Origin of the sequence: Allobosea sp. AK1 (genome assembly GCF_006714945.1) — a bacterium.
Lineage (GTDB): Bacteria > Pseudomonadota > Alphaproteobacteria > Rhizobiales > Beijerinckiaceae > Allobosea > Allobosea robiniae.
Genome location: NZ_VFMG01000001.1, coordinates 2193295 through 2213700, shown reverse-complemented (window position 1 = coordinate 2213700; position 20406 = coordinate 2193295). Strand labels below are relative to the sequence as shown.

The 20406-nt window shown below is 66.5% G+C and carries 20 protein-coding genes; 12 read left to right on the top strand and 8 right to left on the bottom strand.

The features are described from left to right. Positions 1 to 35 precede the first annotated feature (35 nt). The 4 genes from FHT98_RS11010 to FHT98_RS26455 all read left to right on the top strand — a co-directional run bounded on the left by FHT98_RS11010 (position 36) and on the right by FHT98_RS26455 (position 5312). Positions 36 to 2624: a DUF3772 domain-containing protein gene (locus tag FHT98_RS11010; RefSeq protein ID WP_142114042.1), complete on the top strand. Its 2589-nt coding sequence runs from the start codon at positions 36 to 38 to the stop codon at positions 2622 to 2624. A 4-nt stretch (positions 2625 to 2628) separates the two neighbouring features. Further along, entirely contained in the window at positions 2629 to 3153 is a 525-nt protein-coding gene (locus tag FHT98_RS11005; protein ID WP_244492739.1) for a CAP domain-containing protein, read from the top strand. Between the two features lie 164 nt (positions 3154 to 3317). Then, complete coding sequence (locus tag FHT98_RS11000; protein WP_142114041.1) at positions 3318 to 4520, top strand: winged helix-turn-helix domain-containing protein; 1203 nt, start codon at positions 3318 to 3320, stop codon at positions 4518 to 4520. A gap of 99 nt (positions 4521 to 4619) precedes the next feature. After that, entirely contained in the window at positions 4620 to 5312 is a 693-nt protein-coding gene (locus FHT98_RS26455) for a DUF930 domain-containing protein (protein ID WP_248309198.1), read from the top strand. Between the two features lie 3 nt (positions 5313 to 5315). Here FHT98_RS26455 and mutT read toward each other — a convergent pair whose 3' ends face one another. Genes mutT through argJ form a run of 4 tightly spaced genes read right to left on the bottom strand, consistent with a single transcriptional unit; the run spans position 5316 to position 8404 of the window. Continuing rightward, on the bottom strand, positions 5316 to 5732 hold the full coding sequence (gene mutT, locus FHT98_RS10990; RefSeq protein ID WP_061965863.1) for an 8-oxo-dGTP diphosphatase MutT: 417 nt from the start codon (positions 5730 to 5732) through the stop codon (positions 5316 to 5318). Further along, a complete protein-coding gene (locus FHT98_RS10985) occupies positions 5729 to 6247 on the bottom strand; it encodes a peptidase associated/transthyretin-like domain-containing protein (protein ID WP_142114040.1) in 519 nt (172 codons plus the stop codon). The genes mutT and FHT98_RS10985 overlap by 4 nt, the downstream gene beginning before the upstream one ends. Further along, positions 6244 to 7173 (bottom strand): DMT family transporter, encoded by a 930-nt coding sequence (locus tag FHT98_RS10980; protein WP_185745128.1) that lies wholly within the window; start codon positions 7171 to 7173, stop codon positions 6244 to 6246. The genes FHT98_RS10985 and FHT98_RS10980 overlap by 4 nt, the downstream gene beginning before the upstream one ends. Next, entirely contained in the window at positions 7154 to 8404 is a 1251-nt protein-coding gene (argJ, locus tag FHT98_RS10975) for a bifunctional glutamate N-acetyltransferase/amino-acid acetyltransferase ArgJ (protein WP_142114038.1), read from the bottom strand. Before argJ ends, FHT98_RS10980 begins: the two co-directional genes overlap by 20 nt. Before the next feature lie 142 nt (positions 8405 to 8546). Between argJ and FHT98_RS10970 the strand changes: the two genes are divergently transcribed. Next, positions 8547 to 8738 (top strand): hypothetical protein, encoded by a 192-nt coding sequence (locus FHT98_RS10970; protein WP_091861682.1) that lies wholly within the window; start codon positions 8547 to 8549, stop codon positions 8736 to 8738. 45 nt (positions 8739 to 8783) lie between these two features. On the opposite strand, the gene FHT98_RS10965 is transcribed toward FHT98_RS10970, so the two are convergent. Further along, on the bottom strand, positions 8784 to 9641 hold the full coding sequence (locus tag FHT98_RS10965; RefSeq protein WP_061965873.1) for a peptidylprolyl isomerase: 858 nt from the start codon (positions 9639 to 9641) through the stop codon (positions 8784 to 8786). Positions 9642 to 10001: 360 nt separating this feature from the next. Between FHT98_RS10965 and secA the strand changes: the two genes are divergently transcribed. From secA to serA, 5 genes are all read left to right on the top strand, one after another. After that, a complete protein-coding gene (gene secA, locus FHT98_RS10960; RefSeq protein WP_142114037.1) occupies positions 10002 to 12776 on the top strand; it encodes a preprotein translocase subunit SecA in 2775 nt (924 codons plus the stop codon). A gap of 235 nt (positions 12777 to 13011) precedes the next feature. Continuing rightward, positions 13012 to 13527, top strand: a complete 516-nt coding sequence (locus FHT98_RS10955; protein ID WP_061965877.1) for an invasion associated locus B family protein — start codon at positions 13012 to 13014, stop codon at positions 13525 to 13527. A 127-nt stretch (positions 13528 to 13654) separates the two neighbouring features. Then, positions 13655 to 14638, top strand: coding sequence for an SPFH domain-containing protein (locus FHT98_RS10950; protein ID WP_142114036.1), 984 nt, complete (start codon positions 13655 to 13657; stop codon positions 14636 to 14638). Between the two features lie 12 nt (positions 14639 to 14650). Continuing rightward, the gene (locus FHT98_RS10945; protein WP_061965881.1) at positions 14651 to 15097 is read left to right on the top strand and encodes an NfeD family protein; all 447 of its coding nucleotides are present in this window, start codon (positions 14651 to 14653) and stop codon (positions 15095 to 15097) included. Between the two features lie 118 nt (positions 15098 to 15215). Then, positions 15216 to 16475 carry a phosphoglycerate dehydrogenase gene (serA, locus tag FHT98_RS10940; protein WP_142114035.1) on the top strand — a complete coding sequence of 420 codons (1260 nt, stop codon included), beginning with the start codon at positions 15216 to 15218 and terminating at the stop codon, positions 16473 to 16475. Positions 16476 to 16478: 3 nt separating this feature from the next. Here the strand turns inward: serA and FHT98_RS10935 are convergent, their stop codons facing one another. Further along, on the bottom strand, positions 16479 to 16685 hold the full coding sequence (locus tag FHT98_RS10935; RefSeq protein ID WP_142114034.1) for a hypothetical protein: 207 nt from the start codon (positions 16683 to 16685) through the stop codon (positions 16479 to 16481). Positions 16686 to 16859: 174 nt separating this feature from the next. Between FHT98_RS10935 and FHT98_RS10930 the strand changes: the two genes are divergently transcribed. Together FHT98_RS10930 and FHT98_RS10925 are read left to right on the top strand one after the other, a co-directional pair. Continuing rightward, positions 16860 to 17852: an LLM class flavin-dependent oxidoreductase gene (locus tag FHT98_RS10930; RefSeq protein ID WP_142114033.1), complete on the top strand. Its 993-nt coding sequence runs from the start codon at positions 16860 to 16862 to the stop codon at positions 17850 to 17852. Positions 17853 to 18007: 155 nt separating this feature from the next. Further along, positions 18008 to 18463, top strand: a complete 456-nt coding sequence (locus FHT98_RS10925; protein WP_142114032.1) for a Fur family transcriptional regulator — start codon at positions 18008 to 18010, stop codon at positions 18461 to 18463. A 9-nt stretch (positions 18464 to 18472) separates the two neighbouring features. Here FHT98_RS10925 and FHT98_RS10920 read toward each other — a convergent pair whose 3' ends face one another. Further along, positions 18473 to 18745, bottom strand: a complete 273-nt coding sequence (locus FHT98_RS10920; protein WP_061965891.1) for a GNAT family N-acetyltransferase — start codon at positions 18743 to 18745, stop codon at positions 18473 to 18475. Between the two features lie 31 nt (positions 18746 to 18776). After that, a complete protein-coding gene (locus tag FHT98_RS10915; protein ID WP_091861655.1) occupies positions 18777 to 20390 on the bottom strand; it encodes an OpgD/OpgG family glucan biosynthesis protein in 1614 nt (537 codons plus the stop codon). Positions 20391 to 20406: the final 16 nt, after the last annotated feature.

Sequence of the window (20406 nt, the reverse complement as noted above, 5' to 3'; positions counted from 1 at the left end):
CGGCCGGACAGGGCCTCACCACCATGGCAGCGCAGATGGCGCACGCATCGTTCAGGGCTCTGCAAGGCCTGCTGACGACTTGCCTCGTTCTTCTGGTCTTGACGCTCTCTGTGGCGGGCCCGTCCTTCGCGCAGGCGCCGGCGGAGCCGGGCAGCCTTCGCGCCCGGCTGGACATCGTTCGCGCGGATCTCGCCCAGATCGAGGCGACGCTGGCCTCGCCCGATCCGAGCGACGCCGAATTGCAGCGGCAGCGCCTGCGGCTGCAACCCTCGCTCGACCAGCTGCGCCTGATCGTCGACGAGCAGACGCCGAAGGTCGACCAGGCCAAGCTCAGGCTCGACCAGCTCGGCCCCAAGCCGGAGGCGAGTGCCCCGGCCGAGAGCGCCGAGATCGTCCGGGACCGCGAGGCGCGCGCCAAGGCCTATGCCGACGCCGACGAGACGCTGAAGATCGCCAGGGCCTCGCTGCTCCAGGCCGAGCAATTGCAGAGCAGCATCGGCGACAAGCGCCGGGACATCTTCGCAAAGCAGCTGTTCGCCGCCGGCCCTTCCGTGGCGAACCCCGAGGTCTGGGGCAACGCGATCGCGACGGCGCCGGAAGACCTGCGCGCCTCCGGCTATATCTTCGGCGGCTGGCTGGAGGGCGTGAGCGATGCCTTTTCCGGCACGCGCGGCACCGTGGTCGCGCTCGCCCTGATGGGCGCTCTCCTGCTCTATCTGGCGCGGGCGCGCTATCTGCCGCGCTTCAAGGCGCGCTTCAGCAACACGCAGGACACCGGCAACCTGCACTGCCTCTATATCGCGCTCGCTCATATCATCGCCGGCGCGGCGCCCCCGGTGCTGGCGAGCTGGCTGATCTACAAGGCCCTGAACACGACCGGGCTTTTGCCGCCCCGCATCCAGCCGGTGATCTGGGCGGTCGTCGTGGGCCTGGCCTTCTTCGCTTTCGTGCAGGCGCTGGCCGACGCGCTGTTCGCGCCGTCGAGCCCGCAGCGGCGCCTCGTCAAGGTGATGGATACGACGGCGCGCAGCGTCGTCTGGATCGCCGGTTCGCTTGCGGCCGTCATGTCCATCGGCAAGGTCTTCGAGGCCTGGCTGCAGGCCATCGCCGCCGGTCTGGCCGTCTCGATCATCGTCAAGGCGTTCTTCGCCATCCTGTTCGCGCTCGCCCTGATTGCCGGGCTCTACCGGATTCGCGACGATGACGACGTCGAGCAGGAAGCCTGCCTCGGTCCTTACGTCCCCGTCGATGGCGCGAGCCTGGGGCCGGTACGCATTCTCGGCTGGATCATCGGCTTCGGCATCATCGCGGCAGCGCTCGGCGGCTATGTCATCTTCGCCGCCTTCCTGGCCGAGCAGGCGCTCTGGGTCGGCATCGTCGCCTGCCTGTTCCTGCTGGTCTTCCAGTTCATCGACCTCGGCATTCCGCGCCTACTCAGCGGCAAGGGCCGCTTCGCCCTGACGCTGAAGGCGGGCATGGGCCTGCGCGCCGCCACGCTCGACAAGATCTCGGTCGTCAGCGTCGGCGTGCTGAAGCTGCTGCTGATCGCGGTGACGGTGCTGCTCGTCCTGGCGCCCTGGGGGTTGGAATCGAGCGATTTCCTCGTTTCGTTGCGCGCCGCCTTCTTCGGCTTCCAGGTCGGCGGCGTCACGGTCTCGCTTTCGACGATCGTCGTCGGCGCGATCGTGTTCGCGATGGGCATCGGTGCGACGCGGGCGATGCAGCGCTGGCTCGAGAACCAGTTCCTGCCGACGACCACGCTCGATCCGGGCCTGCGCAACTCGATCACCACGGCGTCCGGCTATATCGGCTATATCGCGGCTGCGGCGATCACCGTCACGGCTGTCGGCCTCAGTCTGGAGCGCTTGACGCTGGTGGCGTCGGCGCTTTCGGTCGGTATCGGTTTCGGCCTGCAATCGGTGGTGTCGAATTTCGTTTCGGGCCTGATCCTGCTCTGGGAGCGGCCGATCCGGGTCGGCGATCAGGTGCTGGTCGGCGACGTCGAGGGCATCGTCAAGCGCATCAATGTCCGCTCGACGGAGATCGCGACCTTCGACCGGGCGACCGTGATCGTCCCGAACTCGAACCTGATCTCCGGCGTGGTGCGCAACCGCGTCCGCAACGACCGGACCGGGCGCGTGCTGATCGCGCTCACCGTGCCGCGCTCGCTGGATGCCGGCCAGGTGCGGGCGATGCTGTCCGAGGTTGCGTCGAACCATGGCGATGTCATGCAGAAGCCGCCGCCGGCCGTGATGTTCAAGAAGTTGGGCACCACGACGATGGATTTCGAGCTCGTCTGCGTGGTCGGCGATGTCGAGATCACCGGCCGGGTCAACAGCGACCTGAACTTCGCGATCCACAAGCGCCTTGCCGAGATGGAGCCGGCCGCCTCCGTGCCCGAATTGATGGTGCGCGGTCTCGAGGGCGTCGAGCACTCGCTTGGCAGCATCGCCGCGGCGGTCGGCCGGGGAGATGGTCCGCGCAGCCGCGCGAAACGGGAAGCGCCCGCTCCGGTGCGCCGCTCGCGCAAGCCGGTAGTGGCGGAGGAGCCCGAGGACGAGGAGGCCGAGGCTGCCACGCCTGCTCCCGCGCCCGAGCCCGCCAAGGACGACAGCAAGGAATGATCGGATGCCCAGCTTTCTGCGCCACATCGCGACTTCGCGCGCGATGACCTGCCCGGCGGCGCTTGCCGGCGCGCTTGCTCTCCTCGGCGTCGCCGGCTGCGCCGAGCCGCAGCGCCAGGGCCAACCGGCCTTCTATCGCGATCTCGGCTCGGCCTCGGCCCGTGTCGATACCGAGCAGGCGCGGGCGATGATCTCGGCCTACCGCCTCAATGCGGGCCTCGGCGCGCTGACGCTCGACCCGGCCCTCGTCGAGGCCGCCCAGCGCGAAGCGACCGTCATGGCCGGATCGGACAAGCCGGCACAGGCCGATGCGGTCAAGGCGCGCCTCGCGCGGGAAGGCCAGGCCGGAGCCGAAGCCAATCTCTCGGCCGGCTACCGCCGTCTCGCCGAGGCCTTCTCGGGCTGGCGGGATTCGCCCCAGCATGATCGCGTCATGAAGGACGCGAAGGCCAAGCGCATGGGCATCGCCACGGCCTATGCGCCCGGCTCGAAATATCAGGTCTACTGGGCGCTGATCGTCGCGCCATAGCCGGCAACAGCTCTGGTGGCGTCCGCCTTTGCCTGAGCAGCAAGCCTATGGACTGAGCGCCTATCCAGCCCGCAGCTTCATCCGCGACGCTCCCGCCAGTGGCTGTCAGCTGCCAAGCCCTCGGGCTCTTACCGAATGGTGCGGGTGCAGCTAGCCTGCTTCCCATGCCTCCGCGATCCCGCAAGCCGATCTCCCTTCCTGTCGAACAGGCCCGCCGCCTCTGGCTTCATGCCCAGCGGCTCGACCGGCGCGACCCTTTCGGGGCCGGGCCGGACGCCGCGTGCGCCGCGATCGAGCATCTCGGCTATGTCCAGATCGACACGATCAACGTGATCGAGCGCTGCCACCATCACATCCTCTATGCCCGCATCCCCGCCTATCGCCGGGCCGATCTCGCCCATCTGCAATCGGTCGGGAAGAGCGTCTTCGAGTACTGGACGCATGCGCTGGCCTACGTGCCCACCCGTGACATCCGTTATTTCCTGCCGGCGATGAAGGCGCATCGCGAGGAGCCGAAGCGCTGGTCGGCGGTCGGCGCCCGCGAGGAGACGCGCAAGCTGCTCCGCCGCATCCGCAAGGACGGCGCGCTGTCGATCCGCGATATCGAGGAGGACCTGATCGAGAAGGCGCATCTCTGGGCCAGCAAGAAGCCGTCCAAGGGGCTGCTGGAACGGGCTTTCTACGATGGCGAGCTCGCGATTTCGGCGCGAGCCGGCATGGTCAAGACCTATGAACTGTTCGACCGGCATTTCCAGTGGGAGAAGAAGCCGACTCCGGCGAGCGAGCGGCAGATCACGGCCTATCTGCTCGACCGGGCGCTCCGGGCGCAGGGGCTGGTCAGCCTCGATTCGATCTGCCATCTCGATGCGCCCTCGAAGAAGGTCGTGGCCGAACTGATCGCCGCCCGCGTCAAGCGCCGGGACCTCGTTCCGGTCGCCGTGGAAGGTGCCGGCAAGACGCAGCACTGGGCCGCTCCGGCCGCGCTGGAACCGCTTGCTGCGCCGGACGAAACGCTGATCCATATCCTCTCGCCCTTCGATCCGCTGATGATCCAGCGCAAGCGGGCGAAGCTCCTCCTCGACTATGCCCATGTCTTCGAGGCCTATCTGCCGAAGGAGAAGCGCGCCTATGGCTATTTCGGCCTGCCGGTGCTGGCGGGGGAACGGGTCGTCGCGGTGCTCGATCTGAAGACCGATCGGGCAGCCGGCAAGCTCCTGATGCAGCAATGGACCTGGCTCGAAGGCTGCGAGGCGCCGGCGCTGAAGATGGCGATCGAGGAAGAACTGCAGCGTTTCGAGCGCTTCCAGCTCGGGCAGAATGAGGCCGTGGCCGAGCCATTGCCCGAGATCACAGAAATGCCGGCTTGATCGTCGCTGTTGCCCGACAGGGGAGCAGGGGCACAAGGCCGGATGACGAGAATAGCGCGATCGGCGGTGTCTGCCCGCGACAGGGCCGCGGTCTGAGCCATGGAGGTCGCGCTCCCGGCACGGCCCTCGATGCCCGCTCCCGGCCTGCCGGTCGCCGTGATCCTGCATGCGGGGCTCCTCGCGTGGCTGGCTGCTTTCGCGGTTCAGAGCTTCGATCTGGCGCCGGTCACCGAGCAAAGCATCGAGGTCGAGTTGCAGACTCCCGAGGAGTTCGAAGCGCTGACCCGACCCAGGCGGCCGCCGATCGTTGCCATTCCCGCCCCGGCAGCACCGGTGCTGCCGGACGCTCTCCCGAAGCCGGATGAGCCTGCTCCAAATGCCTCGCCTGCTCCGGTCGAAGCAGACGGCATGATCCATCCGCCGCGCATGCTGTCGCAGCGGGTTCTGGCCGATCCGCGCAGCCGCGAGACCGTCGCGCTGCTGCCGCGGCTCGCACCGGACGAGCGCGTCGAACAGCTCTGCGGCCTGGAAGCGATGGGCCAGATCCATGACTGGCAGCGCAGCTTCGAGCCGGACCGGGTCACCGCCTATGCGCAGGCGGGCACGAAGCTCTCAGGCCGGGTCCTGACGGCGGAGGGCGCGGCCTTTCGCAGCAAGCGGAGCTGGTACGGCCTGCGCTTCGCCTGCACCGTCTCGGCCGATCTGAAGCGCGTCACGGCCTTCGCCTTCCATGTCGGCGAGCCGATCCCGAGGGAAAGCTGGGAGGCGCTCGGCCTGCCGGCCGTGCATTGAGCTTCAGGCGCCGAGCAGGTCGATCAGCGGCGGGATCAATGGCTCGTCGGCCGGCGGCATGGCCAGATCGCGCAACTTGCCGGGCCGGACCCATTTCAGAGCCTGGCCTTCGCGGGACATGGCCGTACCCTCCCAGCGCCGGCAGATATAGAGCGGCATCAGCAGATGGAATTCGGGATAGGCATAGCTCGCGAAGGTCAGCGGTGCGAGGCAGTTCTCCTTCACGGTGATGCCGAGTTCCTCGGAGAGCTCGCGGATCAGGGCCGGTTCCGGCCGCTCGCCGGGCTCCAGCTTGCCGCCGGGAAACTCCCACAGGCCCGCCAGCGCCTTGCCTTCGGGCCGCTGGGTGACGAGCACACGGTTATCGGCATCGATCAGAGCGCAGGCGACGACGAGGAGCAGCTTCACAGGAGAACTCAGTTGCCGGAGAGGATGACCTGGACGGGCTCGGTTTCCTTGCCCGTCAGCGTGACGCTGTCATAGACCGAGCCGCCCTCGCGCGAAAAGGCGGCCTCGTCTCCCCAGATCACCTGCGTGGTGAGGAAGTAGGTTCCCGGCGCGACCTTCTCGAAGACGAAGCGGCCGTTGGACTCCGCCTTGGTCGTGCGGGTGTACCGCGCATAGGCCGGGTCGACCTCGTCGTCGCGCGGATAGGCGCTGTGAGGGATGTATTTCCGCTTGCCGTAGAGATTGGCGAAGCGCTCGCGCGTGAAAGCCGTGGCCGGGATCAGGCGGACGACTTCGCCGGCCGCATTGACCACTGCCCCGCTCGGCTTGGTGCGGAAGGCGTGACCGGTGATGACGCCGTTGCCCGGCTTGTTGATGAAGGCCGCTTCCTCTGCCGAAAAGGCCATCGTCGCCGGTTGGCGCGTGGCCTGGCAGCCTGCCATGACGGCGCCGGCCAGGGCGGCCGCCGCGAAAATCCCGATCTTCATGACGTCCCCACCCTGCGTGGCGCCGTCGTGACGAGGAAGACGCCGGCCAGGATGATGCCGCCGCCGAGGACCTGCCGCAACTCCAGCGCCTCGTGCAGGACGACGACGCCGAGGATCACCGCCACGGTCGGGACGAGATAGCCGGTCATCGCCGCCCGGGTCGGGCCCGCGGCCCGGATCAGCCGCATGAACACCGTCACCGGAATGGCCGTGGCGACGACCCCGAGCATCAGCATCGCCGGCAGGTGGTTGCCGAGCGGCAGAAAGGCCGCCGGTCCGAGGATCGCGAGCGTCAGCGTCGTCGCGATCGCGCCGGAGAGCATCTGCTGGCCCAGCGCCAGCCGGGCCGGGTCGCCGGTCGCGGAGGGAACCGTCCGGACATAGATGTTGGCGGATGCATAGCTCAGCGTCGCCCCGATCATCGCCAAGACGCTGAGCGCGGTGCCGCCGCCCTCGAACAGGCGCGGCCCGATCAGCAGAGCGACGCCGGCCATGCCGAGCAGGATGCCGCCGAGCCGACGCCGGATCAGCCTCTCCTCCGAGAAGGCGAAATGAGCGATGAGTGCGACGACGAGAGGTCCCGCCGCCTGGATCATCGCTGCCGGACCGCTGGCGAGCTGCGTCAGCGCATAGGCGACCAGCACGTTCGGCAGCCAGCCATTGGTGGTGCCGAGGAAGATCCAGGGCAGGATCTCCGCCTTGCGCGGCAGCGGATTGCGCCCGCGCCACAGGCTCCAGAGCGACAGCGAGACCGCGCCGAGGATGCCGCGGCTGGCTGCGATGGTGAGAGCCGAGACGTCCCCGCTCATCAGCTTGATGAACAGATAGCTCGACCCCCACAGCAGGGAGCAGGTCAGCAGGTTGAAGGCGATGAAGCCGCGCCCGGGCTCCTGAGCCGGCGCAGCCTCAGGAGCGGTAGTCGCCATTGATCTCGACATAGGCCTTGGTGAGGTCGCAGGTCCAGACCGTGGCCTTGCCGCGCCCGATGCCGAGATCGGCGGTGATGACGATCGTGTCGCCCTTCATATACTCGGATACCGCGTGCTCATCATAAGAAGCAGCACGCGCCCCCTGCCTGGCCACGACGATATCGCCGAAGCCGATATCGAGCCTGTCACGGTCGGCCGGTTCGCCGGCCTTGCCGACGGCCATGACGACGCGGCCCCAATTGGCGTCCTCGCCGGCGATGGCGGTCTTGACCAGCGGCGAATTGGCGATCGAGAGCGCGACGCGCTTGGCCGAGCGGGCGGAGGCCGCGCCGGTGACGCGCACCTCGACGAATTTCCGCGCACCTTCACCGTCCTTGCAGACGAGATGGGAGAGTTCGAGCAGGATCGAATTCAGCGCGCGCTTGAAGCCGGAGAGCCTGTTGTCGTTGATCTCGGTGATCGCCGGCACGCCGCGCGCGGCCGCCTTGCCGGTGGCGAACAGCATGAGCGTGTCCGATGTCGAGGTATCGCTGTCGACGGTGACCGCGTTGAACGAGCCCTTCACGCCCTTGGAGAGCAGGGCCTGCAGCACGGGTGCGGCGATCGGCGCGTCGGTGAAGACGAAGGAGAGCATCGTCGCCATGTCCGGCGCGATCATCCCGGCGCCCTTGGCGATGCCGGCGATGACCACGTCCTTGCCGTCGATCTTGGCCTTGCGGGTCAGCGCCTTCGGGAAAGTGTCGGTGGTCATGATCGCGCGGGCGGCGTCGATCCAAGGCCCGTCGGTGGCACGTTTGGCGCAGTCGTCGAGCACGCCCTTGAATTTGGTCGCGTCGAGCGGCTCACCGATCACGCCGGTGGAGGCGATGAAGACTTCTTCAGGCTTGCAGCCGGCGGCCTTGGCGGCGATCTCGGCGGTGAGCTTGACGGCATCACGGCCTTTCAACCCGGTGAAGGCGTTGGCATTGCCGGAATTGACGACGACGGCGCGTGCCGAGCCCTGTTTCAGGTTCTCGCGGCACCAGTCGACCGGGGCGGAGGGGCATTTCGAGCGGGTGAAGACGCCGGCGACCTGCGTGCCCTGGTCGAGCAGCGCGAACCAGACGTCCTGGCGACCCTTGTAGCGGATGCCGGCCTCGGCGGTGGCGAAGCGCACGCCCGGCACGGCTGGAACCTTGGGCTGGCGCTTCGGCGCGAGCGGGGAAACGGGGACATCCTTGCCGGCCATCGGGCTTCCTCCAAATGAGGAGGCTGATCTGCCGTAGAGATCGTCAGAAAACAAGAGCGGCAGGCGAATCAAATAGCAGTTGCAACCTTCTTATTAATATTGCAACTTTAAGTTGCATGAAAGGCATGCTTAGGGAGGCGACATGTCGGATACTTTGCTGACGCCCGAGATCGCACGAGCACAGAAGAAACTGGAAGAAGCCATAGGCCACGCCGTCGGCGTTCTCGGCAAAGAGAACAAGGACGTTCTGCCGAAGGGGTGCACCTGGCAATGCTGGGTCGAAATCGGGCCAGATGGCAGGCCCGTGGTCAAATGCGGCATCAAATGCGGCTGAATGCTTAAAGACCATGCCGGCCGCGTAGCGGCCGGCATGGGCAAATCAGTTCTTCTTCGGCTCGGCCGGCTTGGCGGCGTCCGGAGCAGGGGTCGCCGGCGCCGCCGGCTTGTCGAGGCGCTCGACCTTGGCCTTCTCGCGCATGGCGAGGACGAGATCCTGCTGGGCCTTGCGCTCGAGATACTGGTCGATCTGCGGCTTCACGGCGGCGAAATCCGGCAGCGGCTTCGAGCGCTTGTCCTCGAGCTTGATGACGTGCCAGCCGAACTGGCTCTTCACCGGCTCGGAAATCTCGCCCTTCTTCAGCTTGAAGGCGGCTTCGGCGAATTCCGGCACCATGCGATCCTTGGTGAACCAGCCGAGATCGCCGCCCTCCTTGCCGGAGCCCGGGTCCTTGGAGAGCTCGGCCGCGACCTTGGCGAAATCCTCGCCCTTCTTCAGCCGCTCGACCGCAGCCTTGGCCTGCGCCTCGTCCTCGACGAGGATGTGGCGGGCATGGGCCTCCTCCTCGGGGGTCATCGCCTTGGTGGTGTCGTCGAAGAGCTTCTTCGCGGCATCGGCCGTGACGGCCTTCTTGCCTTCGCGCGTCAGGTATTCGTCGAGCAGCACCTTCTCGCGGTAATAGGCGAGGCGGGCGGCGAAATCGGGGGTATCGCCGATCTTGGCCTCGGCCGCGGCCCTGGCGCCGAGCTTGAGGTCGACGAGATAGTTCACGACCTCGTCGCGCTTGCGCTCCTCGGGGAGCTGGGCGAGCCGCTCGCCGAGATCCTCGGTCGCGAGCTGGACGTCCTTTTCGGTAATGGCGATGCCATCGACCTTGGCGACGACCTTGTCCGCCTGGGCGAAGGCCGGTGCCGCCAGCAGCGTGAAACCGAGGACGGCGATGAAACGGGCTGAGTTCATGAATGACGGCCTTTCGTCGGAAACCGAGGCGGTTTGGCGGCTGCACTGCCCGATGAACGCGGCAAAGGCAAGGCGGTTCAAGCGATTGCGCCGGCCGATCACGCAGCTTTGCGCTGCCCCCGATGCCGCAGCGGCGGATGATCTGAAGTGCAGGCTCTTGGAAGCGGAGCGAAAAAACCCCACATCCGGAGCCGAATTCACTTGCCGTTTCGCTGCCAATAGGACGAAACGCACGCTGGACCCTGCCCGCGCTCGCGTCTAAACACGCGGTCGCAATTCGAGAATACCCGAGCTTTCGGTTCGCGCGCGACAACGCTACGCGCCGAGCGGAAGCTTGAAGCATCACCTGAAAGGCCCAACATGCTTGGCGCGCTCGCAAAGAAACTCTTCGGCTCGTCGAACGACCGCCGCGTCAAGGGCTACCAGCCCCGCGTCGCCGCGATCAACGCGCTGGAGACAGAGGTCGCCGCGCTGAGCGACGAGGCGCTCAAGGCGCGTACCGAGGAGTTCAAGCAGCAGATCGCCGCCGGCAAGAAGCTCGATGATCTGCTGGTGCCCGCCTTCGCCACGGTGCGCGAGGCGGCCAAGCGCGTGCTCGGCCAGCGGCCCTACGACGTCCAGCTCGTCGGCGGCATGGTGCTGCACGAGGGCGCCATCGCCGAGATGAAGACCGGCGAAGGCAAGACGCTGGTCGCGACGCTGCCGACCTATCTCAACGCGCTCGAAGGCAAGGGCGTCCACGTCGTCACCGTCAACGACTACCTCGCCCGGCGCGACGCCGAGTGGATGGCGAAGCTCTACAACTTCCTCGGCCTGACCGTCGGCATCATCGTGCACGGCCTCGATGACGAGGAGCGTCAGCGCGCCTATGCCTGCGACATCACCTACGGCACGAACAACGAGTTCGGCTTCGACTACCTGCGCGACAACATGAAATACGACGTCGCGCAGATGAGCCAGCGCGGCCACCATTTCGCGATCGTCGACGAGGTCGATTCGATCCTGGTCGACGAAGCCCGCACGCCGCTGATCATCTCCGGCCCGCTCGACGACAAGTCGGACCTCTACGTCTCGATCGACAAGGTCCTGCCGAGTCTCGTCCCGGCCGACTACGAGGTCGACGAGAAGCAGCGCACGGTGGCGCTGACCGAGGCCGGCAACGATCATATCGAGGAGCTGCTGCGCGAGGTCGGCATCCTGACCGAGGGCGATCTCTACGACGCGCATAACGTCACGCTGGTCCATCACGTCAACCAGGCATTGCGCGCCCATTCGCTGTTCACGCGCGACAAGGACTATATCGTCCGCAACGACGAGGTCGTGATCATCGACGAGTTCACCGGCCGCATGATGCCGGGCCGGCGCTATTCGGAAGGCCTGCACCAGGCGCTGGAAGCCAAGGAGCACGTCACCGTCCAGCCCGAGAACGCGACGCTGGCCTCGATCACCTTCCAGAACTATTTTCGCCTCTACGCCAAGCTTGCCGGCATGACCGGCACGGCGGCGACCGAGGCCGACGAATTCTTCCAGATCTACAAGCTCGAGGTTGTCGAGATCCCGACCAACGTCCCGATCTCCCGCAAGGACGAGGACGACGAGGTCTACCGCACCTTCGAGGAGAAGGTGCGCGGCGTCATCCGCGAGATCCAGGCCGCGCAGGCCAACGGCCAGCCGCTGCTGGTCGGCACGACCTCGATCGAGCGCTCGGAGCTCATCGCCGAGATGCTGGAGAAGGAGGGCTACAAACTTCTCGACTTCACCGATCCGACGGCGCTGGAGCCGGTCTATGCCGCGGCTCGCGAAGGCAAGACGGTCAAGGCCTTCGCCGTGCTGAACGCCCGCTTCCACGAGCAGGAAGCCTATATCGTCGCGCAGGCCGGCGTGCCCGGCGCGATCACCATCGCCACCAACATGGCCGGCCGCGGCACCGACATCCAGCTCGGCGGCAATGCCGAGATGCGGATCTCCCATGATCTCGCCGGCCTGGAGGAAGGTCCGGAGCGCGACGCGAAGGCCGCCGCCATCCGCGCCGAGGTCGCCGAATTCAAGCAGCGCGTGCTCAAGTCGGGCGGGCTCTACATCGTCGGCACCGAGCGCCACGAGAGCCGGCGCATCGACAACCAGCTGCGCGGCCGCGCCGGCCGCCAGGGCGACCCCGGCCGTTCGAAATTCTTCCTGTCGCTGCAGGACGATCTGATGCGCATCTTCGGTTCCGACCGGATGGACGGCATGCTGACCAAGCTCGGCCTCAAGGAGGACGAGGCGATCGTCCACCCCTGGATCAACAAGGCGGTCGAGAAGGCCCAGGGCAAGGTCGAGGCGCGCAACTTCGACATCCGCAAGAACATCCTGAAATACGACGACGTCATGAACGACCAGCGCAAGGTCGTGTTCGAGCAGCGTCGCGACTTCATGCGCCAGGCGAGCGTGCGCGAGACGATCGACGACATGCGCCATGGCGTGGTCGAGGATGTCGTCGCCCGCCATATCCCGGAGGAGGCCTATCCCGAGCAGTGGGACAGCGCCGGCCTCAAGCAGGAGGTGATCCAGCACCTCAACCTCGATCTCCCGATCGAGGAGTGGACCAAGGAAGAAGGCATCGCCGACAGCGAGATCCGCGAGCGCATCCGCAAGCTCGCCGACGAGGATTATGCCGGTCGCATCGAGCGCAACACCGAAGAGGTCATGACCTATGTCGAGAAGCAGGTGCTGCTGCAGTCGCTCGACCATCTCTGGCGTGAGCATCTGGTCACGCTCGACCACCTGCGCCAGGTGATCGGCTGGCGTGGTCTTGCCCAGCGCGACCCGCTGCAGGAATACAAGCAGGAGGCCTTCGAGCTGTTCGACGGGCTGATCGGGCATCTGCGCCAGCAGGTCACCGGCCATCTCTCGCGCATCGAGGTGCGTTTCGACCAGCCCGAGGATCAGGCGCCGGGCCAGGTGCAGGACGGCGCCGGCTCGGGCTTCGGGGATTATAGTGGCGGCGGCGTGCAGTTTGCCGCGACGGATGCCGATGTCGCGGTGCTCGACCGCAACCCGGATGATCCCGAAAGCTGGGGCAAGGTCGGCCGCAACGAGCCCTGTCCCTGCGGCTCGGGCAAGAAGTTCAAGCACTGCCACGGCCAGTTCGCCTGAGGCATTACCGCCCTGATACCTCCCGATGCCCGGCCCCGCGCCGGGCATCGTCGTTTTGGGGTTCGCAACGAGGCGTCGAATGCCTCACCCGGTCGCAGATTCCGGTTTCTTCGCTACGCGAAGCCCGGAATGGCAATCGTCCTGCGCCGGATCGACGCACGGATTGTTAGGGTCATGTTTACGCCTCGGTAACACTCTTCTTTCCAATTGGGTCGCGATGAGAGGAGATGAGACCATGTTCAAGACAGCGCTTTCGGCCGCCTGCCTCGCCATTCTGGCGAGCACGGGCGTAGAGGCGGCGAGCCCGAAATCCTTGGGCCAGTTCGGCGACTGGAACGCAGCCACTTACGCGAAGGGCGATCTGGCGCGCTGCTTCATCATGAGCAAGCCTTCGTCCGAAGAGCCATCCAATTTGCGTCACGGCGACGTTTTCTTCTTCGTGCAGACCGGCGAAAAGGCTACCGATACGGAATCGAGCTTCCAGACGGGTTACGACTTCGCCCGGAACTCGGTGGTCACGGTCACGATCGGCGATGACAGCTTCCGCATGCTGACCGAGGGCAGCAATGCCTGGCTCGAACGGCTGGAGCGCGAGCCGGCGCTGCTCGCGGCGATGCGGGGCGGGAGCAGCATGACGCTCGAAGCGCGCTCGCTGCGCGGCAACGTCACCAGCTATACCTTCTCGCTCGCGGGCGTGACCGCGGCCTCGCGCATGCTGGCGCGCTGCGATACCGACGCGACACAGAGCTGACGCCGATTTCGACGGTGAGGCGCCATGGGCGACTCACCGTTGCCGGCGCGGCTTGCATCCGGCCGCCGCAACCGCCAGTTTGACGCCTGCATAGCAGGATGGCGCATCGGCGTCGCTGGGGGACGAGATGGAACTGTCGGGCTTCAACATCGCCGTGATCGTCATCGTGGCGCTGGTCATCCTGACGATCGCGCGCGGCGTCCGCACCGTTCCGCAAGGCTACAACTACACCGTCGAGCGTTTCGGGCGCTATTCGCGGACGCTGAGCGCGGGCCTCGGGCTGATCGTGCCCTATATCGATCGCATCGGCCACAAGGTGAATGTCATGGAGCAGGTGCTCGACATTCCCTCGCAGGAGGCGATCACCAAGGACAATGCCGGCGTGCGCATCGACGCGGCCGCCTTCTACCAGGTGCTCGACGCCGCCAAGGCCTGCTACGAGGTGTCGTCGCTCAACGACGCGCTGATGGTCCTGACCATGACCAATATCCGCACCGTCGTCGGCTCGATGGACCTCGACCAGTTGCTGTCGCATCGCGACGAGATCAACGAGCGGCTGCTGCGGGTGATGGATGCCGCCGCCTCGCCCTGGGGCGTCAAGGTCACGCGCATCGAGATCCGGGACATCCTGCCGCCGGCCGATATCGCCGGCGCGATGAACCGGCAGATGAAAGCCGAGCGCGAGAAGCGCGCCGCGATCCTCGAAGCGGAAGGCCTGCGCCAGGCCGAGATCCTCAAGGCCGAGGGTCAGAAGCAGTCGCAGATCCTCGCCGCTGAGGGCCGCAAGGAATCGGCGCTGCGCGACGCCGAGGCGCGCGAAAGGCTGGCGCAGGCCGAAGCAACCGCGACCGCCATGGTCTCGGAGGCGATCAGCCGCGGCGATATCCAGGCCGCCAACTTCCTGATCGCCGAACGCTATACCGACGCTTTGAAGGCGATCGCGTCGAGCCATAACAGCAAGGTCGTGATCGTGCCGATCGAGGCCGCCTCGCTGGCCGGCACGGTCGGCGGCATCGCACAGCTCACCAAGGCGGTGTTCGGCGAGGATGCGGCTGCGCAGCGCCGTAATGGAGCTGGCTCGGTGCCATCCTCCGGCCGTCCGGGCGCCTGACCGGAGGCTGCCATGCTCGACTGGTTCGTGAATCTGGGCGGCTGGAGCTGGGCCATTCTCGGGCTCGTGCTGGTCGGCGGAGAGATGCTGGCGCCCGGCATCTTCCTGATCTGGCTGGGTCTTGCCGCCCTTCTCACCGGCGTGATCGTCGGACTGTTCGGTATCGGCTGGCAGGCGGCGATGCTGGCCTTCGCCGTGCTCGCCGCGGCAAGCGTGCTTGCGGGGCGCCTGCTGACGCGCCGGAAGGGCGAGGAGCCGGACGCGGCGACCGGGCTCAACGACCGCGGCCGCCAGCTGATCGGCCGGGTTTTCCGGCTTGAGGCCACGATGACCGGCGGCGAGGGACGGGTGCGTGTCGGCGATTCGTCCTGGCGGATCGTCGGTCCGGAATTGCTGGCGGGAACCGAGATCAAGGTGGTGCGGGTCGAGGGCTCGACGCTCGTCGTCGAGAAGGCTTGACGCGCGCCATGAGGTTTTTGCATCCGTCGCGACGTTTTTCGCGATAGCGTTGCGTCCAGGGCGTTGGCCTCTGACGCTGCGGGGACTATAGCAACCGCTCCTCCAAGAGCGCGCCGTCATGACCAGCCCCAGCGAACGCCTTTCCCTTCCGAAGGACCGCATCAAGGTCCTGCTGCTGGAAGGTATCAACGATTCCGCCGTCGAACTGCTGCAGCAAGCCGGCTACAGCAATCTGGAACGGCTGCCGAAGGCGCTCGACCGCGAGGGCCTGCTCAAGGCGATCCAGGGCGTCCACGTCCTCGGTATCCGCTCGCGCACCCAGCTCACGCCGGAGATCTTCGCCGGAGCCGACCGGCTCTTCGCCGTCGGCTGCTTCTCGGTGGGGACGAACCAGGTCCATCTCGACGCGGCGCGGTTGCGCGGCGTGCCGGTCTTCAATGCGCCCTTCTCGAACACGCGCAGCGTTGCCGAACTCACCATCGGCGAGATCGTCATGCTGTTGCGCCGGATTCCCGACCGCTCCCGCTCCGCCCATGACGGCGGCTGGGACAAGTCGGCCAACGGCTCCTTCGAGGTGCGCGGCAAGACGCTCGGCATCATCGGCTACGGCAATATCGGCAGCCAGCTTTCGACGCTGGCCGAGGCGATGGGCATGCGTGTGATCTATCATGATCACACCGACCGGCTGCGGCACGGCAACACCGAGCCGACGAAGAGCCTGAACGCCCTGCTCGGCGCGGCCGACATCGTCTCGCTGCACGTGCCGGAGACGCCGCAGACCGCGGGCATGATCGGCGTGGCGCAGGTCGCCAAGATGAAGAAGGGCGCCTATCTCATCAACAATTCGCGCGGTACCGTCGTCGATCTGGATGCGGTCGCGGCGGCGCTGAAGAGCGGCCATCTGGCAGGCGCTGCGGTCGACGTCTTCCCGGTCGAGCCAGCTTCCAATGCCGAGCGTTTCGTCACGCCGCTGCAGGGGCTCTCGAACGTGATCCTCACCCCGCATATCGGCGGCTCGACCGAGGAAGCGCAGGAGCGCATCGGCGCCGAGGTCGCGCGCAAGCTCGTCGATTACTCCGATGTCGGCTCGACGGTGGGCGCGGTCAATTTCCCGCAGGTCCAGTTGCCGGCCCGCGCCATCGGCACGCGCTTCATCCATGTCCAGCGCAACGTGCCGGGCATGCTGCGGCGGCTCAACGACGTCTTCGCCAGCCGGCAGGTCAACATCGCCGCCCAGAACTACCAGACCGACGGCGAGGTTGGCTATGTCGTGATGGAGGCGGACGGCGTCTCGAGCGCCGTGGCGCGGGACATCCTCAAGGATATTCGCGCGCTCGACGGCACGATTCGCGCCCGCCTGCTCCACCAGCGCGATTGAGCCTCAGGCCGGTTTCTTCGCCTTGGCGCCGGGCTTGATTGGCGTCTGGGCCGCGACGGGGTCGCTGGCCGGGAAGGTGTCCTTCAGCGCGCGATTGAGCTCGGCGTCCTTGCCGTGCTCGCGCGCGGCCCGGCGCTGCTCCTTCTGCTCCTTGCGCAGGCTTTCCTTGGCAGGGTTGGCGGTGGCGGTCATGGTCGTTCCCTTCGGCATGGCTGGTTCCTGCGATCAACGCGGCAGGGCCGAGCCCGTTCCGCCAGAACGTCAGCGCAGGCGCGCCATGACGAAGCGGGCCGCCCTCTGGACCGGGCGACCCAGCCTTCCCATCTGGTGAAGCCCAAGCCTTCCCCGCCGGCCTCCTTCCGGCGCCAGCCAGCAGGGGCCGTCATGGTCGCGATCTCCGTCCTCGATCTCGTTCCCGTCGTCGAAGGGGAGGGGCCGCGCGAGGCGCTCAAGAAATCCATCGACCTGATCCGCCATGCCGAGCGGCTCGGCTACACCCGCTACTGGGTGGCCGAGCATCACAACATGGTCGGCATCGCCAGCGCCGCGACCTCGGTCGTCATCGGCCAGCTCGCGGCCGCGAGCAGCACAATCCGGGTCGGCGCCGGCGGCATCATGCTGCCGAACCATTCCCCGCTCGTCATCGCCGAGCAGTTCGGCACGCTGGAGGCTCTGTTTCCGGGGCGCATCGATCTTGGTCTCGGCCGCGCGCCCGGCACCGATCAGCTCACGCTGAGGGCCCTGCGTCGGAGCCCGATGTCATCGGACAGCTTCCCGCAGGACGTGCTCGAATTGCAGGCGCTGTTCGCGCCGGCAGGGCCTAACCAGGCGATCCGCGCCGTGCCGGGCGAAGGGCTTGAGGTCCCGCTCTGGATTCTCGGATCGAGCCTGTTCGGGGCGCAGCTCGCCGCCGAGCTCGGGCTGCCCTACAGCTTCGCCTCCCATTTCGCACCGGATGCGCTGATGCAGGCGCTCGCGGTCTATCGCGAGCGTTTCAAGCCGTCCGAGCAGCTCGCGACGCCCCATGCGATGCCGGGCATCAATGTCGTGGCGGCGGAGACGGACGAGGAGGCACGCCATCTCGCGACCTCGCTGCAGCAGCGCTTCGTTGGCATGGTCCGGGGCGCGCGCGGCAAGCTCCAGCCGCCGATCGAGGATATCGAGCAGTACTGGTCGCCGGCCGAGAAGGCGCATGTCTCCGGGATGCTGCGCTATGCCTTCATCGGCTCGCCGGAAACGCTGAAGCGTTCGCTCGGGGCCTTCGTGCGCGAGACCAGAGCCGATGAAATCATGATCACGGCGCCGATCTTCGATCACGAGAAGCGCAAGCGCTCCTATGAGCTCGTCGCGGAGATTGCAGCCGACCTGAAGAGGTAGCGGGGACTGCTGCCCACCAACTGCGTGAGGGAGTGGAACGGTCGGCAGCAAGCGAGTCTATTACTATTGAAACTCATTTGCATGATTAATGCAAATGAGAATGATTTTCTTCTTGTCGGTTTTGCAATTGGCGGTCGGCATTGCTATGGCAAGGCATGAGCGAAACCGACCGGCGCATTGCCGTTTTCGAGAGCCAGTTGAAGGGGGCCGGGCTGCGCATGACGCAGCAGCGGCGGCTGATCCTGCGCGTGCTGGCGGAAGCCGACGACCATCCCGATGCGAAGGGGATATTCACCCGCGCTTTCGCGCATGACCCGACCCTGTCGCTCTCGACCGTCTATCGGACGATGAAGGTGCTGGAATCGCAGGGCGCGATCGAGCGCCATGCCTTCGAGGACGGCATCTCGCGCTACGAGCATGCCGACCAGGAGCATCATGACCACCTGATCGATGTCGATTCGGGCGAGGTCATCGAGTTCTCCTCGGATGCGATCGAGGAATTGCAGCGGCGGATCGCGGCCGAGCTCGGCTATGAGCTCGTGCGCCATCGGCTGGAGCTCTACGGACGCAAGAAGCAGCCGGCACGCCGAGGCGGCCGCAAGGCTTCTTGATCCGTCGGCTCAGCCGTCGACGACGTCGTTATATTCGGGGTGCTTCGCGATCCAGCCCTTGAGGAATTCGCAGCGGACCACGGCCTTGCGCTTGCTCGCCCGCAGCAGTTCGAAGACGCCCTTCGCCAGCTTCGAGCCGACACCCTGCCCTGAGAGTTCAGCGGGCACTTCGGTGTGGATCAGCACAAGTCGCTCGCCGTCGCGGCGATAGGCGACGAGCGCAGTGCCGCCGTCGAGCGATAGTTCGAAACGGCTTTGTTCGGCGTTCTCGACCACGTCCATGAGATCGCTCCTTCAGGTCAGCCTTGTGGAGTTACCCTTGCGCTTCAGCGCGCCAGGGATAGCTCCAGGTTTCGGTGAGCGCCTTGCCACCGCTGCGCAGGAAGGCGCGCATCTCGGCGAGCTGGCCGGGCTCGACCACGACGTCGATGAAAGCGCGGAAGCCCTCGGTCTTGCGGTTCGGCACGATGAAGGCGCGGTCGATCCGGCCATAGGCGATCGAGGGCACGATCTCGACCTTCTCGGGCTGCTTGAGATGGTAGTCGAGATCGCCGCCGGCGAAGTCGATGATGAAGCGGCGCGAGCCGTCGGTGACCGGCTCGCCGGAGCCCAGCGCCTTGGGCTTGGCCTGGTAGGTGTTGACGACACGCCCGCCCGGATGCAGGTCACTGGAATCGAGCATCGAGATCAGCTTGTAGCCGAAGGAGAACTCCTTGCCGGGCTCCAGCGGCGTCTTCGGCGCCCAGAGCGCGACGATATTGTCGTTGGTCTCGTCGGTCGTCGGCATCTCGATCAGTTCGACGACGCCCTCGCCCCAGTCACCCTGAGGCTCGATCCAGTAGGACGGCCTCAACTCATAGGAGAGGTCGAGGTCCTGGTAGTGTTCGAAGGTGCGGTCGCGCTGCATCAGGCCGAAGCCGCGCAGGTTGCGCTCGACGAAGGAGGAGACGGCCTGCTGCTTCGGATTGCGCAGCGGGCGCCAGATCCATTCGCCGCTGCTGGAATGGATCATCAGCCCGTCGGAATCATGCAGCTCGCTGCGGAAATCGTCGAAGAAACGGCGGTCGTTCTCGCCGGTGAAGAACATCGAGGTCAGCGGCGCGAGGCCGAGCTTCTCGATGGGTGCGCGCGGATAGAGGGTCGCGGCGACCTCCATGACGGTATCGAGATCGGGATAGATGGTGAAGCGATAGGCGCCGGTCACGGCCGGCGAATCGAGCAGGGTGTGGATGATGATGCGCTCGGCATTGGCTGCCGGCTGCTCGATCCAGAACTCGCGAAAAACCGGGAATTCCTCGGCTGTCGTGCCGGCGCCGATCGCCAGGCCGCGCGCCGAGAGGCCGTAACGCTGGCCGCGGCCGAGCACCCGGAAATAGCTCGCGCCGATGAAGGAGATCAATTCGTCGAAAACGCGGGGGTCGTTGAGCGGATAATGCAGGCGGAAGCCGGCGAAGCCGAGATTGACCGGCAGCGGCTTGTCGAACTTGACCCGGCCGTAGTCGAACAGGTTTGCCGCATAGGGCACCGGCATCGGCACGCCGTCGCGCACGACGTTGACCGTGACCGGCCGGGTGAAGAGGAAGCCCGGATGGAACATCTGCATGCGGAAGGGCGAGCCGTTCTGCGCCAGCAGGGCCCGTTCCGGCCGGAAGCGGATGTCGCGCCAGGAATCGTAGTCGAGCTTCGCCAGCGCCTCCGGCAAGGGAGCGATCGGCTCGTAGGGGACCGCGGAGATCTCGCGGGCGCGGCGCTGCACGTCCTCGAAGCCGAAGCGGGGCTGCGGCGCGGCGTTCTGCGGAGCCGGCGGTGGCTGCGGGCCCTGCTGCTGAGGCTGGGGCTGCTGGGCCATGAGGACGGAGGGCGCCACCGAGAGGCAGAGCGCGGCTGAAAGTCCGCCCAGGACGCGGCGGCGATCTGTCGTGGTCATAAGTGGTCCGTGTTCC

Bases quoted from the DNA above. Each gene is read 5' to 3' on its own strand.
- FHT98_RS11010 (WP_142114042.1), top strand. From the start codon at position 36: ATGGCGCACGCATCGTTCAGGGCTCTGCAAGGCCTGCTGACGACTTGC.
- FHT98_RS11005 (WP_244492739.1), top strand. From the start codon at position 2,629: ATGCCCAGCTTTCTGCGCCACATCGCGACTTCGCGCGCGATGACCTGC.
- FHT98_RS11000 (WP_142114041.1), top strand. From the start codon at position 3,318: ATGCCTCCGCGATCCCGCAAGCCGATCTCCCTTCCTGTCGAACAGGCC.
- FHT98_RS26455 (WP_248309198.1), top strand. From the start codon at position 4,620: ATGGAGGTCGCGCTCCCGGCACGGCCCTCGATGCCCGCTCCCGGCCTG.
- FHT98_RS10985 (WP_142114040.1), bottom strand. From the start codon at position 6,247: ATGAAGATCGGGATTTTCGCGGCGGCCGCCCTGGCCGGCGCCGTCATG.
- FHT98_RS10980 (WP_185745128.1), bottom strand. From the start codon at position 7,173: ATGGCGACTACCGCTCCTGAGGCTGCGCCGGCTCAGGAGCCCGGGCGC.
- argJ (WP_142114038.1), bottom strand. From the start codon at position 8,404: ATGGCCGGCAAGGATGTCCCCGTTTCCCCGCTCGCGCCGAAGCGCCAG.
- FHT98_RS10970 (WP_091861682.1), top strand. From the start codon at position 8,547: ATGTCGGATACTTTGCTGACGCCCGAGATCGCACGAGCACAGAAGAAA.
- FHT98_RS10965 (WP_061965873.1), bottom strand. From the start codon at position 9,641: ATGAACTCAGCCCGTTTCATCGCCGTCCTCGGTTTCACGCTGCTGGCG.
- secA (WP_142114037.1), top strand. From the start codon at position 10,002: ATGCTTGGCGCGCTCGCAAAGAAACTCTTCGGCTCGTCGAACGACCGC.
- FHT98_RS10955 (WP_061965877.1), top strand. From the start codon at position 13,012: ATGTTCAAGACAGCGCTTTCGGCCGCCTGCCTCGCCATTCTGGCGAGC.
- FHT98_RS10950 (WP_142114036.1), top strand. From the start codon at position 13,655: ATGGAACTGTCGGGCTTCAACATCGCCGTGATCGTCATCGTGGCGCTG.
- FHT98_RS10945 (WP_061965881.1), top strand. From the start codon at position 14,651: ATGCTCGACTGGTTCGTGAATCTGGGCGGCTGGAGCTGGGCCATTCTC.
- serA (WP_142114035.1), top strand. From the start codon at position 15,216: ATGACCAGCCCCAGCGAACGCCTTTCCCTTCCGAAGGACCGCATCAAG.
- FHT98_RS10935 (WP_142114034.1), bottom strand. From the start codon at position 16,685: ATGCCGAAGGGAACGACCATGACCGCCACCGCCAACCCTGCCAAGGAA.
- FHT98_RS10930 (WP_142114033.1), top strand. From the start codon at position 16,860: ATGGTCGCGATCTCCGTCCTCGATCTCGTTCCCGTCGTCGAAGGGGAG.
- FHT98_RS10925 (WP_142114032.1), top strand. From the start codon at position 18,008: ATGAGCGAAACCGACCGGCGCATTGCCGTTTTCGAGAGCCAGTTGAAG.
- FHT98_RS10920 (WP_061965891.1), bottom strand. From the start codon at position 18,745: ATGGACGTGGTCGAGAACGCCGAACAAAGCCGTTTCGAACTATCGCTC.
- FHT98_RS10915 (WP_091861655.1), bottom strand. From the start codon at position 20,390: ATGACCACGACAGATCGCCGCCGCGTCCTGGGCGGACTTTCAGCCGCG.